17 protein-coding genes are annotated in these 17,793 nt (G+C 33.5%); 3 read left to right on the top strand and 14 right to left on the bottom strand.

Features of this window, described 5'->3' with window-relative positions:
* Positions 1 to 145: 145 nt before the first annotated feature.
* Positions 146 to 1,552, bottom strand: coding sequence for an FAD-binding oxidoreductase (locus tag F6464_RS11385; protein ID WP_191963377.1), 1,407 nt, complete (start codon positions 1,550 to 1,552; stop codon positions 146 to 148).
* A gap of 63 nt (positions 1,553 to 1,615) precedes the next feature.
* Positions 1,616 to 2,527: an AEC family transporter gene (locus F6464_RS11390; RefSeq protein ID WP_151107955.1), complete on the bottom strand. Its 912-nt coding sequence runs from the start codon at positions 2,525 to 2,527 to the stop codon at positions 1,616 to 1,618.
* A gap of 129 nt (positions 2,528 to 2,656) precedes the next feature.
* Between F6464_RS11390 and meaB the strand changes: the two genes are divergently transcribed.
* Positions 2,657 to 3,745 (top strand): methylmalonyl Co-A mutase-associated GTPase MeaB, encoded by a 1,089-nt coding sequence (gene meaB, locus F6464_RS11395; protein ID WP_151107957.1) that lies wholly within the window; start codon positions 2,657 to 2,659, stop codon positions 3,743 to 3,745.
* A 1-nt stretch (position 3,746) separates the two neighbouring features.
* Here the strand turns inward: meaB and F6464_RS11400 are convergent, their stop codons facing one another.
* The 3 genes from F6464_RS11400 to F6464_RS11410 form a co-directional block, all read right to left on the bottom strand.
* The gene (locus F6464_RS11400; RefSeq protein WP_151107959.1) at positions 3,747 to 3,974 is read right to left on the bottom strand and encodes a hypothetical protein; all 228 of its coding nucleotides are present in this window, start codon (positions 3,972 to 3,974) and stop codon (positions 3,747 to 3,749) included.
* 91 nt (positions 3,975 to 4,065) lie between these two features.
* On the bottom strand, positions 4,066 to 4,974 hold the full coding sequence (locus F6464_RS11405) for a prohibitin family protein (protein WP_151107961.1): 909 nt from the start codon (positions 4,972 to 4,974) through the stop codon (positions 4,066 to 4,068).
* A gap of 58 nt (positions 4,975 to 5,032) precedes the next feature.
* The gene (locus F6464_RS11410) at positions 5,033 to 6,415 is read right to left on the bottom strand and encodes an MATE family efflux transporter (protein ID WP_151107963.1); all 1,383 of its coding nucleotides are present in this window, start codon (positions 6,413 to 6,415) and stop codon (positions 5,033 to 5,035) included.
* Between the two features lie 309 nt (positions 6,416 to 6,724).
* Between F6464_RS11410 and F6464_RS11415 the strand changes: the two genes are divergently transcribed.
* Positions 6,725 to 7,264: a hypothetical protein gene (locus F6464_RS11415; RefSeq protein ID WP_151107965.1), complete on the top strand. Its 540-nt coding sequence runs from the start codon at positions 6,725 to 6,727 to the stop codon at positions 7,262 to 7,264.
* A gap of 49 nt (positions 7,265 to 7,313) precedes the next feature.
* On the opposite strand, the gene F6464_RS11420 is transcribed toward F6464_RS11415, so the two are convergent.
* Complete coding sequence (locus tag F6464_RS11420; protein ID WP_151107967.1) at positions 7,314 to 8,192, bottom strand: PPK2 family polyphosphate kinase; 879 nt, start codon at positions 8,190 to 8,192, stop codon at positions 7,314 to 7,316.
* 169 nt (positions 8,193 to 8,361) lie between these two features.
* Between F6464_RS11420 and F6464_RS11425 the strand changes: the two genes are divergently transcribed.
* Positions 8,362 to 9,201 (top strand): DUF6929 family protein, encoded by an 840-nt coding sequence (locus F6464_RS11425; protein WP_151107969.1) that lies wholly within the window; start codon positions 8,362 to 8,364, stop codon positions 9,199 to 9,201.
* Positions 9,202 to 9,228: 27 nt separating this feature from the next.
* Here F6464_RS11425 and F6464_RS11430 read toward each other — a convergent pair whose 3' ends face one another.
* From F6464_RS11430 to dnaJ, 8 genes are all read right to left on the bottom strand, one after another.
* Entirely contained in the window at positions 9,229 to 10,863 is a 1,635-nt protein-coding gene (locus F6464_RS11430) for an ABC-F family ATP-binding cassette domain-containing protein (protein ID WP_151107970.1), read from the bottom strand.
* Between the two features lie 64 nt (positions 10,864 to 10,927).
* Complete coding sequence (locus F6464_RS11435; RefSeq protein ID WP_151107971.1) at positions 10,928 to 11,731, bottom strand: Cof-type HAD-IIB family hydrolase; 804 nt, start codon at positions 11,729 to 11,731, stop codon at positions 10,928 to 10,930.
* Between the two features lie 30 nt (positions 11,732 to 11,761).
* Complete coding sequence (locus tag F6464_RS11440; RefSeq protein ID WP_151107973.1) at positions 11,762 to 11,977, bottom strand: putative signal transducing protein; 216 nt, start codon at positions 11,975 to 11,977, stop codon at positions 11,762 to 11,764.
* Between the two features lie 18 nt (positions 11,978 to 11,995).
* Positions 11,996 to 12,634 carry a DEAD/DEAH box helicase gene (locus tag F6464_RS11445; protein WP_151107974.1) on the bottom strand — a complete coding sequence of 213 codons (639 nt, stop codon included), beginning with the start codon at positions 12,632 to 12,634 and terminating at the stop codon, positions 11,996 to 11,998.
* Positions 12,635 to 12,857: 223 nt separating this feature from the next.
* Positions 12,858 to 14,021, bottom strand: a complete 1,164-nt coding sequence (locus tag F6464_RS11450) for a sigma-54-dependent transcriptional regulator (RefSeq protein ID WP_151107975.1) — start codon at positions 14,019 to 14,021, stop codon at positions 12,858 to 12,860.
* 78 nt (positions 14,022 to 14,099) lie between these two features.
* Positions 14,100 to 15,407, bottom strand: coding sequence for an ABC transporter permease (locus F6464_RS11455; RefSeq protein ID WP_151107976.1), 1,308 nt, complete (start codon positions 15,405 to 15,407; stop codon positions 14,100 to 14,102).
* A gap of 87 nt (positions 15,408 to 15,494) precedes the next feature.
* Positions 15,495 to 16,415: an ABC transporter ATP-binding protein gene (locus F6464_RS11460; RefSeq protein ID WP_151107978.1), complete on the bottom strand. Its 921-nt coding sequence runs from the start codon at positions 16,413 to 16,415 to the stop codon at positions 15,495 to 15,497.
* A gap of 225 nt (positions 16,416 to 16,640) precedes the next feature.
* The gene (gene dnaJ, locus F6464_RS11465) at positions 16,641 to 17,753 is read right to left on the bottom strand and encodes a molecular chaperone DnaJ (RefSeq protein WP_151107979.1); all 1,113 of its coding nucleotides are present in this window, start codon (positions 17,751 to 17,753) and stop codon (positions 16,641 to 16,643) included.
* Between the last annotated feature and the right edge of the window lie 40 nt (positions 17,754 to 17,793).

Here is a 17,793-nt window from a genome sequence, read left to right on the forward strand (position 1 = left end):
ACGGCTAAAGAAAAGAAAGAAGAAAAAAGAGAAAAGAAAAATGCTCCTAAAAGAGATTAAAAAAAGCGCCAAGTTGGCGCTTTTTTTGGTTTGACTACGAACTTAGGTTCCTTAATTTTTGAACTATTAAGAGTAGATCTCTTTTTTAACTATCTGGAAAAATCTTCCCTGGATTTAAAATTCCATTAGGGTCAAAAATAGATTTTATTCCTTTCATCAATTGCAATTGCACTTTACTAAAAGCAATATCCATGTAATTTTTCTGAACAAAGCCAATACCGTGTTCCCCTGATAAAGTACCTTTTAAAGATACAGTCAATTCAAAAATTTCACGAATTCCTTTAGTTACTTCGGTATTCCAATTTTCATCCGTCATGTCACCTTTAATAATATTTACATGAAGGTTTCCATCACCAGCATGACCATAACAAACGGATTTAAATCCGTATTTATTTCCGATTTGTTTAATTCCTGTTAGCAATTTTGGCAATTCGTACCTTGGTACAACCGTATCTTCTTCTTTGTAAATCGAATTTGCTTTTACCGCTTCGGCAACACTACGACGCATTTTCCAAAGTGCATTCTTTTGATCTTCAGTATCTGCAAAAAGCACTTCATCAATTTGAAATTGCTCTACAACATTCATTATTTTTTCAGCTTCCTGAAATAAAATGTCAGGATAATTCCCATCGACTTCTATTAATAAATGCGCTTGAATTGCATCAGGAACTTGCACGTTCAATCCTTCTACAAATTGCAAAGTCCAATCAATGGCGTCACGCTCCATAAACTCTAAAGCACTAGGAATAATTCCTGCTCTAAAAATCGCTGAAACCGCTTCGCAAGCTTCATTAGCTTTATAAAAAGGAACTAACATGAGCACATTATTCGAATTTTTTGGCAACAATTTCATTACAATTTTTGTGATGATCCCAAGTGTTCCTTCGCTTCCCACCATTAACTGCGTAAGATTGTAACCCGTAGAATTCTTTAAAGTATTAGCACCAGTCCAAATGATTTCACCACTAGGCAGTACCACTTCTAAATTTAGCACATAATCTTTGGTAACCCCATATTTTACAGCTCGTGCACCACCAGCATTTTCTGCAACGTTACCTCCAATCCAACAACTGCCTTGACTGCTTGGGTCGGGTGGATAAAAAAGATTTTTTTCGGCAACAGCTTCTCTTAAAACTTGAGTAATTACTGCTGGCTCTGTAGTTACCTGAAGATTGCGTTCGTCTATTTCTAGAATTTTATTCAATCGTTCTGTAGATAATCCTATACCTTTATGAATACTCAAAGCACCACCACTCAAACCTGTTCGACCTCCGATTGGTGTAACTGGAATTTTATATTCGTTAGCCAATTTCATAATTTCAGAAATCTCGAAAGCATTCGCAGGTTTTACTACCACATGAGGCGGAAAAACATAATCTTCAGTTTCATCATGACCATAGTGATTTCGAGTTTCCTGATCTAAAAAGACATAAGAACTTCCTACAATTTGAACAAGTTTATTGTGAATTTCAGGAGATATTTCAATATTCATTTGTGTTGCTTTAAAATCGTAAAATTAGTGTTTTTTAGAGAGTATCCCAAATTGTAAGAAATACTAAAAAGTAGTCAAAATCCAATACCAAAATGCCAACGTAACAAATGAAAAAGGAATTCCAATACCAATCATCATCGTACTTAATTTTGGTTTTAATCCGTAATTTGCAGCTAAAATAGTTCCTGTAATCATGGGAGCCATGGCTGATTCCATAATTGAAACATCTATTACTAACCCTTTGCCATGAAGAATAATTTTATAGAAAAGATAAAAAAAAGCGGGTGTAATCATTAACTTAAAAAATAATCCCAATGCTAAAAATCCCCAATGCTTACTCCTTCTATCAATTGTCAATTGCAAGCCTACAGCAACCAAAGCAATTGGTGTAATCGTGCTTCCTAACTTTTGAAAAACAGATTGCAATTCTATTGGAAAATCAACTTTTAACAGATTCAATATACAAGCAAAAACCGTAGCAATAAATGGTGGAAAAAGTAACATTTTTGAAATAATTAATCTAAAACTTGATTTCCCCCTCGAAAAAAAAGTAGCGGTTATAATTCCGAAAGTAGTCAAAACCACAAAGGTTCCAGGCTGATCAATAATAATAGCCGTTTTCAGACCTTCATCGCCATATAAAGCCTGAATAATAGGAAAACCAACGAAAGACGTATTTCCAAGTCCAGCAATTAGTATCAAACAACCTATGAGTTTATTAGACCAACCCAATCTTTTTCCGATGAAATAAAAGAAAACAAAGGAGAGTATAAAACCTATCCAAGCAATACCAAGAGGAAATAATAAGGTCGAATTAATTTTAATTTTAGGAATATAAAATAGTACCAATGCGGGCAATGCCACGTAGATAATAAATTGATTAAGAGTTTTATAACTATTAACAGGGAAATCTTTTGCTCTTTGCAATATAATTCCAAGAAGCAAACAGAAAAAGATAAGGATGATGTTTTCCATGGTTTAAAATCGAATGACAAAAATACTCTTTAAAATGTTTGGTCAAGAACAAAATTTTATAACAATATTCTATTAAGATTTAAATAATACTGTTTTTGATTTCATTATATTTACTTTTAAAAAAAACTTTTGGCAAATAAAAAAGTACATACAAGCGCACTTCTCGAAAAAGCTGGAATTCCACCACCTGAAAGTATTAGTTCCAGTGTTGTGAATGAGATTCAGCAATTTAGAAAAGTTCAACCTACTTCAAAAGAGTTGGTTGATGGCATATTGAATGGAAATGTTACCGCTTTGAGTCGGGCGATTACTTTGATAGAAAGTACAAATGCAACTCATGTAGAGAAAGCGAATGAAGTCATAAATGCTTGTTTACCTTATGCTAACAAATCGGTACGAATAGGAATTACGGGTGTTCCTGGTGTTGGAAAAAGCACTTTTATAGAAGCTTTTGGAAAATATTTAACCGGTTTAGGTAAAAAAGTAGCCGTTCTTGCTGTAGATCCAAGTAGTACGATTAGCCACGGAAGTATTTTGGGTGATAAAACCCGAATGGAGGAATTGGTAAAAGATAAAAACGCCTATATACGACCTTCTGCTTCTGGAGAAACTCTTGGTGGAGTTGCCCGAAAAACTCGTGAAACCATTACACTTTGTGAAGCGGCAGGATTTGACACCATTATTATAGAAACTGTTGGTGTAGGTCAAAGCGAAACGGCGGTTCACAGTATGGTAGATTTCTTTTTGCTTTTGAAAATTTCTGGTGCTGGTGATGAATTGCAAGGCATCAAACGCGGGATAATGGAAATGGCTGATGCTATTGTCATCAACAAAGCAGATGGCGATAATATCAAAAAAGCAAACTTAGCCAAAACAGAATTCAACAGAGCATTACATCTTTTTCCTGCAAAAAAATCGGGTTGGATACCTACAGTTTCTACTTGTAGTGCTATTACAAAAGAAGGAATTGAAGAAGTTTGGAAGACCATTTTAAAATTCTTAGAAGTAACTAAAGAAAATAACTATTTCTTTGAAAAACGCAAGGTGCAAAACTTATTTTGGATGATGGAAACCATTAATGAGCAGTTAAAATTAAATTTTTATAATGATCCAGAAATTCAAAAACTATTAGATTCAACTAAAAAAGCAGTTACAACTGATGAAATTTCTCCTTTTGCAGCTGCTCAACTATTATTAAAAAAACATTTCAAAAAGTAATTTACTCTTCGTAACGTAAAACTTCTCTATCATAAAATTCATTAGCAAGAACAATTAATCCTTCCATTTCGGCATTTAATTCGGCTTCATCGAGATCTTCGGCTTCTTCCATAAACTCGACTTCATCATCTTTTAGATTGATAATAAATCGAGGATAATCCAAGTGAATGATAAAAATATCTTCGGGAAAATCAGTATTGTCTCCAAGTAAAAATTTAGGTAATTCCATTTATTTAGTTTTTAAGATGATAGACGGATAGATCAAAGACCAAATGATTACTTATAAGTCTATTCGTCTTTTATCTGTTCGCCTTATTTTGTTATTTATCAGAAAGAATCACTGGTGCACTTCCTTTACCCATAAAAATAATTTTAGTATTAGGAGACGTGGCAATTTCTTTCTGTGCTTTTATTTGTTCGTATTGCAATTGTTTATCGGTTAATCCTGTTGAAATAATTCTTTGATAATCAGCAATTCCTTGTGCTTCAACTCGCTTTCTTTCGGCTTCTTGCTTTTCTTTTTGCAATACAAAAGTCATTTTTTGAGCATCTTGCTCCGCATTTATTTTACTTTCGATAGTTGTTTTTACCGATGCCGGAAGATTAATGTTTCTAATTAACAATTGCTCCAAAATCAATCCTCTCCTTTTAAAATCATTTTCAATACTTTTAAAAATTCGTTGTTGAAATTCTTCTCTTTTAGTGGAATATAAAGCAACAGCGTCATAATAAACGGCGTTGTCACGAATACGAGTTCTAGTTACGGGACGAACAATTTTATCAGTATAATCCTCTCCAATTTGTTTAAAAATTTTAGGCGCATCATTTGGAGTTACTCGGTATAAAACGGTCAAATCAATAACGACTTCCAATCCGTCATTTGACAGTACACGTATCGCATCATCGCCTTCTTGAGCACCCTCTGCGTGAATGGCTGACATGGTATAATTTTGAGTTTGAATATCAAAATTAGTAATATCTAAAAGCGGGTTTATAATATGCAATCCGCTTTCAAGTATGTCAGGTTGTACGCTACCATATAGTGATTTTACGCCTACATTCCCCGCATTTATTTGTTTGAACATCGACGAAAACAAGCTCAAAACGATCATTAAAAACCCGACAACTTTAAGAGTTCCTGCAAATTTTGAAAGCGGATTGCTTACATTGCTTTTTAAGGTAAAACTCAAAATCATTAAAATAAAACCTAGAATAATAAATACTATCATTTTTTTATATTTAAATTGGTATGCTTATTATACGAGAGAAAACATTTTTAGTTACACATTATTTATTTTGATTTTGTAAAACTAATTTTTTAGTCAATCTCGCAAAGCGAATGTACAAAAATAAAGCCGCTGACGAGAGCCCTGCCAAAAGTCCAACCCATATTCCTATTGCTTGTAAATTTGTATACTTACCTAAATAAAAAGAGATAGGAAATCCTATTACCCAATAGGCTACAAAAGTAATGTACATAGGAATTTTTACATCTTGTAATCCTCTCAAGGCTCCTAAAACTACTACTTGAATTCCGTCAGAAATTTGAAAAATGGCAACAATTAACAGTAATTTTGAAGCAATAGCTATAATCTCGCCATTGTCTATAGCTTGCGAAGCATCAGACATGTTTAAAAATAAATGCGGTAAAAAATTGTGCGAAATCATAAAAAATAATGCAAATACCGTTTCTAAAATTATTGTCAATAAAAATATTGATCTAGCAATAATGATAAGACCTTTATAGTCGTGTGACCCTTTAATATAACTTACTCGAATCATAGCGGTAACACTCAAACCCATTGCTACCATAAAAGTAGTCGATGCTAAAACAAGCGCTATTTGATTTGCTGCTTGACTATTTTTACCCAGCGAACCCGATAGCCATATAGCCACGGTAAACAAAGCTACTTCAAACAACATTTGCATGGCCGAAGGCAATCCTAAATTGATGATTTTTTTAAGCATAGACTTACGAATTTCTTTGAAACTAAAATTCTTAAAATATCTTTTAAATTTTGAATTTTTTCTCAATAGAAAATGTAAAAAAACCACCATCATAATTCTTGAAATCACTGTACCTAAAGCTGCTCCCAAAATACCTAATTTTGGAAAAATCCAAATACCATAAATCAAAACATAATTAAAAAAAATATGAACCACATTTGCCATAAATATAGCATACATCGAATATTTTGTTTGAGATAAACCATCGGCAAACTGCTTGTATCCTTGAAAAATAATTACTGGAATTAATGAGAAAGCTACCCAATCGATATACGGAGCTGCTAAATCAGCAACTGCTTTGGGTTGGTGCATAAGGTACATGATTTGTTTGGATAGCACTGTGAGAATAAACAAAGAAACACCCAAAACAATGCATAGTAACAATCCGTGATGAAAAGTAGTTCGAATTTTTTTATCGTCTTTTTCAGCATCAGCCTCAGCTGTAAGCGGCGTAATGGCTGTAGAAAAACCAATTCCTATAGACATAGCAATAAAAATAAAGCTATTACCTAACGATACTGCCGCTAATTCGGTAGAACCTAAACTACCCACCATAAAATTATCGACAATTCCTATCATGGTGTGTCCCAACATTCCTAGAATTACGGGATAGGCTAACTTTAAATTATAGGAGAATTCTTTGGTGTATTGAGATAAATTCACTTTGTTTTTTTTGAGTCCGAAGTTTCGGGACGCAAAGGTAAGTAGAAAGAGTACAATTGTATCAATACTATTGTAAATATATAAGCTCACCCGTTTGAAACAAATAGTTTTTCATGAATGTTTTTTGTCAGGTTGATTAATCGCAATTCATCGGGACATTAGAATTGATGGTTGCAATAATTATACCGAAAGATTAAAACTTGGAATTCTGTAAGAAACCATATTAATTATGTAACGTTTCGGCGATTTATAAATATACATTTGCAAAGTTTAAAAAAATAATAAATCAAAATTTAAAAATTTACAATTATGAGAATTTCAAAAAAAATCAAAGCCTTATTCGTATTTGCTATATTGTTTGCAAATAATTTACAAGCACAAGATACAAAAGCAACAAACTATGATCAAGGATTCAAATTAGGTATAGGAATAAATGCAGGATATGTATTTCAAGACCCTTATGATTTCGCACTTGGTGCAGATGCAAGGTTACAATATGATTTATCAAAAAGATATTCACTTACTTTAACAACTGGCTTCTCTAATCTATTTGTTAGTGGAAAAGACAATGATTTAGGATTTATTCCAGCAAAAGCTGGTTTCAAAGCCTTCATTTGGAATGACCAATTTTATGTAATGGGAGAAATTGGAGCTGCATTTGCCGTTACCAATGATTATGATAAAACGTCTTTGATTTTAGCACCAAGTATAGGATATGCAACAAAATCTATCGACATCAGTTTACGTTACGAACATTACTCCGACTTTCCAAAATTGAATAGTAACGGAACAGTTGGTGAAGGTGTCGGACAATTAGCCGTTCGTTTAGCATACGGTTTCAAATTATAAATTTCACTTTATTGAAATTAAAAAATGCGCTGAAATTCAGCGCATTTTTTTATTCCTTTTTTAATTGTTCTTTATAGATTTCAAAATTTGCTTTAGATTTTTCGTCTAATTGAGGTTCTACAATATCGGTATGCTTTTGCATTTCTTCCCAAATAATTTTAGCCACAATATACCGTGCCATTTCTTTATCATCTGCAGGAACAATATACCAAGGAGCATTTTCATTTGAAGTCCTATTAATTGCTTCTTCATAATGCTTCATATACTCCTCCCAATGCTCACGCTCTTTTAAATCTCCTGCCGAAAATTTCCAATGATGCTCTACTTCTTCTAAACGACGCAATAAGCGTTTGCGCTGCTCCTCTTTACTCATGTGAAAGTAAAACTTCAAAACAATAGTACCGTTTTGAGCTAAATGGGTTTCAAAATTATTAATTTGTTCGAAACGATTTTCCCAGAATTCTGGTTTAATATCATCTACCGAAAGTATTCCAGGTAAGTTTTCATTCAAAATATATTCAGGATGAACACGTGTTACCAAAACATTTTCATAATGCGTTCTATTAAAAACTGCAAATTTCCCTTTCTCTGGTAAAGCCAAATAATGCCGCCATAAATAATCATGCTCTAATTCTGTCGAATTGGGCGTTTTAAAACTATGCACCACAACACCTCTAGGGTTAAACTCCTTAAAAACTTCCCGAATCAAACTATCTTTCCCAGAAGTGTCCATGCCTTGCAAACAAATTAGCACGCCGTATTTATTGTGAGCATACATCACATCTTGCAATGCACTCAATTTAAGTTGCACTTTGTCTAACTTCTCCTCTTTGTCTTCATCACTAGAACCAATATGCAAGTTGGTAGAGATTTCGGAAAGCCGAATGGAATTTACCACTTTAAAATCATCAGGATTAATAGATTTCATAAAAAATATTTTATATTTAACACTTCAAATTTAATCATTATTTGAAGCATATTCCTGCTGTTCGCTATATCTTTTTGTTGGCTTGATTGCTTCGTTCCTCGCAAAACCAAGCCAACAAAAAGGATGCCGCTGCCATCAGGGCTAGGCTTTTGGTTTTCAAAATACTTTTATGGAAAAATTTACACTTGAGTTACTGTATCAAATCATCGGAATTGGTTCGGCATCTGGACTGATCTACAAAGACAATACATTATTAGTGATAGGCGACAACAGTGGCTTTCTATACGAATACACTATAAACTCTAAAAATTTAAAACGAATTCCACTTGTTGAAAACCCTTTAGAAAATACGCCTAAAAAAGACAAAAATGACTTTGAAGCCATTACCCGTTTTCAAGACCAAATATATGTTTTTGGTTCAGGATCTACCGAAAACAGGAACAAAATGATTCAAATTGATGCTACAACTAAGCAAGTTGTAAGCACTACTAATCTGAAGGATTTATATCTAGCAATGCAAAATTTTGGCAAAATAAAATCAGAAGATTTTAATCTAGAAGGAGCAATTTATGATGGTGAACGTTGGTTTTTATTCAATCGTGGTAACGGAAGCAAAGCTAAAAATGTTGTTTTTACGATTCAGGGGAAAAACCTAACCAATGATTATACTATACTTTCAAACAATTTTAAATTACCAAAAATTAAAGGAGTTCCCACCAGTTTTACTGATGCAATTTTAGTAGATGATAAAATATATTTTTTGGCATCAGCTGAAGATACCACCTCAACCTATGACGACGGAGATGTACTTGGTAGCATCATTGGTAGCATAGACATCAACACTATGAAAATTGATTTTACCAAAAAGATTAGCAAAACTCAAAAATTTGAAGGAATTACTTTGTATCAAAAATCAAAAAACCAAATAGAATTTCTTTTATGCGAAGATATTGACACCGAGGAATTGGTTTCAAGCATCTATAAATTGAAAATTGACATTAGCGAATAATAAAAGTTTTTTATTTAGAAATAATAACTACTTCTCAATCTCTCTTAGACTTTCCATTTTTTTTTGTGCTAAGAAACCTGCTATATCTTCAAAATGCTCTTTAACACGTTTGTTCCCAAATTCGAAAACTTTAGTGGCCAGTCCGTCAAGAAAATCACGGTCGTGAGAAACTAATATTAGAGTTCCATCAAAATCACGCAAGGCATCTTTGATGATATCTTTAGTCTTCATATCCAAGTGATTCGAAGGTTCATCAAGAATTAATAAATTAACTGGTTCTAGCAATAATTTAATCATTGCTAAACGCGTTTTTTCACCACCAGAAAGCACTTTTACTTTTTTAGTTATATCATCGCCATGAAACATAAATGCTCCTAAAATGTCTTTAATTTTCGTACGCACATCACCCACAGCGATATCATCTATGGTCGAGAAAATAGTTCCGTTTTCGTCTAAAAGTGAGGCTTGATTTTGAGCAAAATAACCAATTTGTGCGTTATGGCCAATCTCAACACTTCCACCATTGATATCAATTTCTTTCATGATGGCTTTAATCATTGTCGATTTTCCTTCACCATTTTTTCCTACAAACGCTACTTTATCACCACGTTCAATTACAATATTAGCATCTTTAAAAATCAAATGATCTCCGTAAGATTTTTCCAAATCTTTTACCACAACAGGATATTGTCCTGAGCGAACAGCAGGTGGGAATTTTAATTTTAATGCCGATGTGTCTACTTCGTCTACTTCAACTAGTACCAGTTTTTCTAACATCTTAACGCGAGACTGCACGGCATCTGTCTTAGAAAAAGTACCCTTAAAACGATCAATAAAAGTTTGATTGTCAGCAATCATTCGCTGTTGCTCGTCGTATGCTTTTTGTTGGTGCATGCGACGGTCTTTTCGAAGTTCGAGATAGTGGGAGTATTTGGCTTTATAGTCGTAAATTCGACCCATTGTCACTTCAATAGTACGATTGGTAATATTATCTACAAAGGCTCTATCGTGCGAAATGACTACCACCGCTTTCGCAGCATTAATCAAGAAATCTTCTAGCCATTGAATACTTTCAATGTCCATATGATTCGTTGGCTCATCAAGCAAAATCAAATCGGGTTTTTGCAAAAGAATTTTGGCTAACTCAATTCGCATTCTCCAACCTCCAGAAAACTCAGATGTTTGACGCGCAAAATCTTCCCGAACAAAACCCAAACCAATTAGAATTTTTTCTATTTCGGCTTCATAATTTACTTCTTCAATGGCGTAGAATTTCTCACTCAAATCAGAAACGCGCTCAATTAATTTCATGTAGGCGTCACTTTCATAATCGGTACGAATGGTTAATTGTTCATTGATTTCGTCAATTTCGGCTTTCATTTTAAAGATTTCTCCAAAGGCTTTTGATGCTTCTTCAACAACCGTCGCACCGTCTTTAGTTAATAAATGTTGAGGCAAATAAGCAATAACCGCTTCTTTTGGCGCCGATATATTCCCTGTTGATGGTTTGCTTTGACCTGCAATAATTTTAAGAAGTGTCGATTTTCCTGCACCATTCTTGCCCATCAAGGCAATTTTATCATTTTCGTTGATAGCAAAAGAAACATCGCTAAATAAAGTAGTTCCGCCAAATTGAACGGAGATATCGTTAACTGTAATCATTTATAGTATTGGACTTCTTAGATTGTTAGACTGCTTAGATTTTTTAGAACGGTGCAAATATAGATTAATTTAAAATAAATCTCCTCACCACTTCAGCAACACCGTGATTATTATTTGAAGCTACAATTACATCTCCAAATTCAAGTAATTCAACTTCAGCATTATCCACCCAAACGCCTAATCCTGCATATTGTATCATTGTCAAATCATTTCCTGCATTTCCTACAGCAATGATTTCACTTTGATGAATATTTAGTTTTTTAGCCAAAATTTGAATGGCAGCTCCTTTGTCAACTCCGTTAGGAGCAGCTTCCAGAAAAAAGGGTTTCGACATGCAAACACTCAAATCGGGCATTGCAGTTTTTAGCAAAGGTTCTACACTTTTAAGAAAGCTTGGTTCTTCTAATAAAAGGCATTTTACTGCCGATGTGGTTACTGCATCTTTAAAACTTGGCACAATAACCAATTCTAACCCCGTAATTGTACTTTCGATATCAATATATTCTGAATTCCTTTCGCTGATGATTTTGCCATCTAAATAAGTGATGATGTGCGTATTGTTTTGCTGACTGAAATCGTAAATGGAATGAATTTGTTCTTTAGTTAAAGCGTGTTCAAAAAGTATTTTATCCTCTTTTAAGTCGGTAATCGTTGAACCGTTAAAAGAAATAATATAGGAATTATTGATATCACATTGCAATTCTCTAGCATATTCAATCATTGCTGATGTTGGCCTACCCGATGCTAAAACTACATAAACACCCATTTCCTGTGCTTTTAAAATCATTTCCTTATTCTCATTTGAAATATTATGGTCATCAGTCAACAAAGTGTCGTCCATATCTACCACTAGCATTTTGTATTTCATTCTGTTTACCACTTAAAATTGTATTCTAACTTATATACTCATCCTAAACTCCTCAATAACTGGGTTCGCCTTCCCAAAATCGGTTTCTTGAATAAATAATTCAACTGCTTTTGTGTTGGCTATACTAGGCAAAACATTCGATTGATTGTTGTTTCTAATCACTATTTCTAAACCTATTGATTCCAGTTTTTGTTGTAAGGCTTGCGCTAAAATTTCGCTTCCTGAAAACACTTTCATTAATCCCATTTTTATATCTTTTACAAATTAATCTTCTTCTATTTCTTCATCGTCATATTCCATGTCGAATAAAAAAGGTTCTACCAACATTTTTTCGGCCAAAACTTCTATGCGCTCCGTAAGTTGCTCCGAAAAAATAATGCGTTGCGTTTTGACAATACTATTAGAAATTCGCATGATTTTAGTTTCATGACGCTGTTTCAAAATAGGATCTGCATCATCAAGAATGAACATCTTTAATCTATTGACATTATATCCCGCGGTGGTAAACATTTCATTCAATTTGTTTGGAGTTCCAATCAAAACATCAATTCCAGTAGAAATATAATTTTTATCGTATTCCATATCGCCTTTGTCATGAACGCCATAGACACGCAAATTGGTTTCGCTTCCTAAATTTTCAAAAAGCTTTTCCATTTCTAAAACTTTAGCTTTATCTTCTACAATGATTAATGCACGAGGCGATTCTTCTCCTTCGGCAACTAATTGCTGAATAACATTGATTACAATTGTAGTTGATTTTCCGCTTCCTTTAGGAGAAATAATGATACAATCGGCTCCACTTTTTAAAGTTGAAAATGTTTCTTGTTGCAAATCATTGGCTTCTGTTAAACCCGTTTCAATAAGTGCTTTTTGAAGATTTGAATTTATTTTCTTTAGTTTCATTTTCTAATTTAGGATTTTAGATTTAGGATTTTAGATTTAAAACCAATAAAATTATATATTATCACATTCACATTTTTCATAATTCCAACTTCCACTTCTATCTAAACAATTATCTATTTGAACTAATCGAAATACTTTAAACCCAAAAAACAATATTACAATCAATAGTATAAAAAATAAAATCTTCCTCTTTATTGTCATTCTAAATTTTATAAATTAAGAATTACTTACTAGCGAAAAGTTGAACATCATTTTCTGAAATTTCGTTACCACCCAAAATGATTAATCGTTCGACTACATTTCGCAATTCTCGTATATTTCCTGTCCAATCGTATTCTTGTAACAATTTAATGGCTTGTTTAGAAAATGATTTAGGAACGATTCCTTGTTCTGTAGCAATTTTTTCGGTGAAATGTTCTATCAATAACGGAATATCGTCTCTTCTGTCATTTAATGCTGGAACTTTAATTAAAATCACAGCCAAACGATGGTACAAATCTTCACGGAATCGGCCTTCGGCTATTTCAACTTTCAAATCCTTGTTGGTTGCAGCAACTACTCGAACATCTACTTTGATATCTTTATCTGCTCCTACCCGAGTAATCATACTTTCTTGTAAAGCTCGCAACACTTTGGCCTGAGCCGATAAGCTCATATCACCAATTTCATCTAGAAAGATTGTACCTTTATCTGCCGCTTCAAATTTTCCTGCTCGATCTCTAACTGCAGATGTAAAAGCACCTTTAACATGTCCGAATAATTCGCTTTCAATTAGTTCAGATGGAATTGCTGCACAATTTACCTCTATTAACGGATGATTCGCTCTTTCACTCTTTTCATGCAATTGATGGGCAACAAGCTCTTTTCCTGTTCCGTTTGGTCCCGTAATTAAAACTCTAGCTTCGGTTTTAGCTACTTTTTCAATCATTACTTTAATGTGATTGATAGCTTCGCTTTCGCCAATCATTTCGTAATTTTTACTGACTTTTTTCTTGAGAATTTTGTTCTCTACAACCAATTGTTTTTTGTCTAAAGCATTACGAACTGTATTCAATAACCGATTCAAATCTGGCGGTTTCGAAATATAGTCAAAAGCCCCAAGACGCATCGTTTGAATAGCCGTTTCCATATCACCATGACCAGAAATCATCACCATTGGAATCTCAGGTTTGATTTTTTTTACGGCTTCGAGCAACTCTACTCCGTCCATTTTTGGCATTTTTATATCGCACAAAACGAGGTCGTAATCGTTGTTTTTAATTTTTTCTAAACCTTGAATTCCATCTTCTGCATCTTCAACAATATACGTATCGCTTTCTTCAGAAAGTATTTTAGTTAATACCCTTCGGATAGCAGCTTCGTCTTCTATGATTAATATCTTACTCATATTTTTGAGATTCTAAGTTGCAAAGGTATAAGGTACAAAGCTTTAATCTTAGCCATTTTAAACCTTTGTTACTGTAAATTAATATTTTAGCCATCTATACAATTCTTTCCATGTTGGTTTTTTGCCATACATCAATATCCCTATTCTGTATATTTTTGAGGCAAACCATACAACAAAAAAGAAGGTTGCAAAAAGCAGCAGTACAGAAATGACTATTTGCCACAAAGGTACACCAAACGGTATTCTCATCATCATAACAATTGGAGATGTTAATGGAATCATGGAAAATACTGTTGCAATAGTTCCGTGAGGATCATTCATTACGGTAAAAAATCCGATGTAAACCCCCAAGATTAAAGGCATAATGATAGGCAATAGAAATTGTTGCGAATCGGTTTCATTATCAACCGCTGCTCCAATAGAGGCGTAGAATGAACTGTATAAAAAGTAACCTCCAATGAAATAAATAATGAATGAAATTAAGATGGTAGCAATTGGAAGATTCCATAACTCTTTAACATACATTTGAATATCGCTACCCATTGCACCCTGTGCTGTTCTCAATGCCTCCTGAGTTTGAGCCCCAGAAGTTGCTCCCACCTGAATTCCAAAAACAGCAGAAATGATAAACATAGCCGACATTCCAAGAATAGCCCATATTAAAAACTGCGAAATTCCTGCTAATGAAGTGCCGATGATTTTTCCCATCATCAATTGAAATGGTTTTACAGATGAAATAATAACTTCAATGATACGAGATGTTTTTTCCTCAATAACACTTCGCATTACCATATTTCCATAAATAATAATAAACATCATGATGAGATATCCAAATGCACCACCTATGCCGATTTTGATTTCGTTTAATCCTTTGAGAGCAGTTTCGCCAGAGGATTTGTTCAGTTTTATAGTAACATCGGCTTTAGCCTGATTAATTTTCAAAGTGTCTAAACCTTCTCTTTGAAAATTTTCTGCGGTTAACTTTTTGGCTATAGTTTGCTCTATTCCTTCAATAAACATTACACTAGGGCTATCATTGGATATGTATTGAATATTTTTTTGCAAAGAAACGGTATTAGTGTCATTAGGAATGACTAAAAGACCTTCGTAGCTATCATTCAAGATGCTGTCTTTTAACATTTTAACGTCTAAAACTGACAAATCTAGATACCTATATTCTTCGTCGTTTTTAAACTCTTTCACAAATTTTCCAGTAGGATCGTGAATGGCGATGGTTTTCAAATCAGCTTTCATGGTGCTTAAATAACCCACAAAAATACCGATTGCTACAAACAGTAACGGGCTTAAAAAAGTCATTACAATAAATGACTTATTGCGAACCTTGGCAATAAATTCTCTTTTTATGATTAATAGTAATTTAGACATTTTAAATTGTTAGATTATTAGACTTCTTAAAAAGTTAGACAATTTCAGGTTTTTTAGGTTTTGAAAAAATCTAACTTTCTAAGAAGTCTATTCTGTTACTGTTTTAATAAAAATATCGTTTACGCTTGGGATTTTTTCCATAAAATGAGTGACTTGCCCACGTTGAATTAAGGTATTCAATAACTCATTTGGTGTTGCAGTTCCAAGGTTGATTTCTAATTTTAATTCGTCATTTAACGATTTGAAATTGGTTGGGGAAAGTGTAAATTTTTGTGATAAATCGTACATCAACCCTTCAATATTGTCACTTAAAATTCCAACTTCATAGCTGTTGGTTCGGAATTGTTTTTTTACATCGGTCAATTTACCTTCAATCAACTTATTCGATTTATGAATTAATGCAATATGGTCGCACATTTCTTCCACGCTTTCCATTCGATGAGTCGAAAAAATTACAGAAGTGCCTTGTTTGTTTAATTCGATGATTTCGTCTTTTATCAAATTAGCATTCACAGGATCAAATCCCGAGAAAGGCTCATCAAGAATAAGCAATTTAGGTTTGTGCAAAACAGTTACCACAAACTGAATTTTCTGTGCCATTCCTTTAGAAAGTTCTTGAATTTTTTTATTCCACCAACCTTGAATTTCTAGTCTGTCAAACCAATAATCCAATTGTGTTTTGGCATCGTGTTTTGACAATCCTTTGAGTTGTGCCAAATACAAACATTGCTCGCCTACTTTCATCGATTTATACAAACCGCGCTCTTCTGGCATGTAGCCAATGTATTGGACATCGTCAGGTTTTAGATTTTCGCCATCAAGAATTATTTCACCACTATCTGGTAAAGTAATTTGATTAATGATTCTAATTAAAGATGTTTTTCCTGCACCATTTGGACCTAAAAGCCCATAAATGCTTCCTTTGGGAATAGTAAGCGAAACTTCGTTAAGAGCAACGTAATCTCCATATTTCTTGAGGACATTGTTAACTTCAAGTATATTACTCATAAATTTAAATGGATTTCAATAACAACGACAATTTTAAATTAATTTTTTTACCTCTGATTGATTTTAATATTGTCATTGTAGGTTGTAAAAGTACTGAATTAGTAGTTATGCGAAATGATTTGTTACAAAAAACCCACCCTAATTATTACATAAGGATGGGAAAAAAATTTATTTTAAAAATTACTAGTTGACAAGTAAAACTCAAATGCAATTAAATCTTTTAACTTATGAGAACATATCTTTTACTTTCTCAAAAAAGGACTTATCAGTTTTTTCTGGATGAGGAATAAAATTTTCGTCAGAAAGATTATTCTCGAAAAATTGTTTTTGATCTTTATTTAAAATCTTAGGAGTCCAAACATTTACATGTACTAATAAATCGCCGTTTCCATAACCATTAATGTTTGGAATTCCTTTTCCTTTTAATCGTAAGATTTTACCTGATTGTATTCCTTCTTCTAATTTTATTCTCACTTTGCCGTTTACGGCTTCTATGTCTTTTGAAATTCCAAGAACAGCTTCAGAAAAACTAATGTATAAATCGTAATGTAAATTCTCGCCTTCACGTTTCAGTAAGTCGTGTTCTAATTCTTCTATAGCTACAATTAAGTCGCCAGGAATGCCATTTCCTGGAGCATCATTTCCTTTATTAGAAACTTTTAGTTGCATACCATCAACAACACCCGCTGGAATTTTTATTGAAACCGTTTCTTCTTCCAAAAGCATTCCTTGAGAGTCAGCATTTGTAGGTTTCTTATCCAATATTTGACCTGATCCACCACAAGTAGGACATGTTGATGCTGATTGCATACGACCTAAAATTGTATTCGTTACTCGCATCACTTGACCCTGACCGTTACAAGTTGAACATGTTTTATACGAAACGCCTTGTGCTTGAACTTTTCTTTTAACTTTTACTTTTTTCTCGACACCATTAGCAATTTCCTCTAAAGTCAGTTTTACTTTAATACGAAGATTACTGCCTTTCATTCGGCGTTGTCCTCCGCCTCCTCCAAATCCACCACCTCCAAAAGCACCTCCAAAAATATCTCCAAATTGACTGAAGATATCATCCATATTCATACCACCGCCACTATAACCGCCACCTCCGTCATTCTCAAAGGCTTGGTGACCGTATTGGTCGTATTTGGCTTTCTTTTGAGGATCGCTTAAAATTTCGTAAGCTTCGGCTGCTGCTTTAAAACTTTCTTCGGCTGCAGCATTTCCTGGATTTTTGTCAGGATGAAATTCAATAGCCCTTTTTCTGTAGGCTTTTTTAATTTCAGCTTCCGTTGCATTTTTAGTAATACCTAATATTTCGTAAAAATCTTTTTTCATGTTATAAATTATAAAAGAACGGTTTGAAACTTGTTCTAAA

This window comes from Flavobacterium luteum (assembly GCF_008806775.1).
GTDB classification, from domain to species: domain Bacteria; phylum Bacteroidota; class Bacteroidia; order Flavobacteriales; family Flavobacteriaceae; genus Flavobacterium; species Flavobacterium luteum.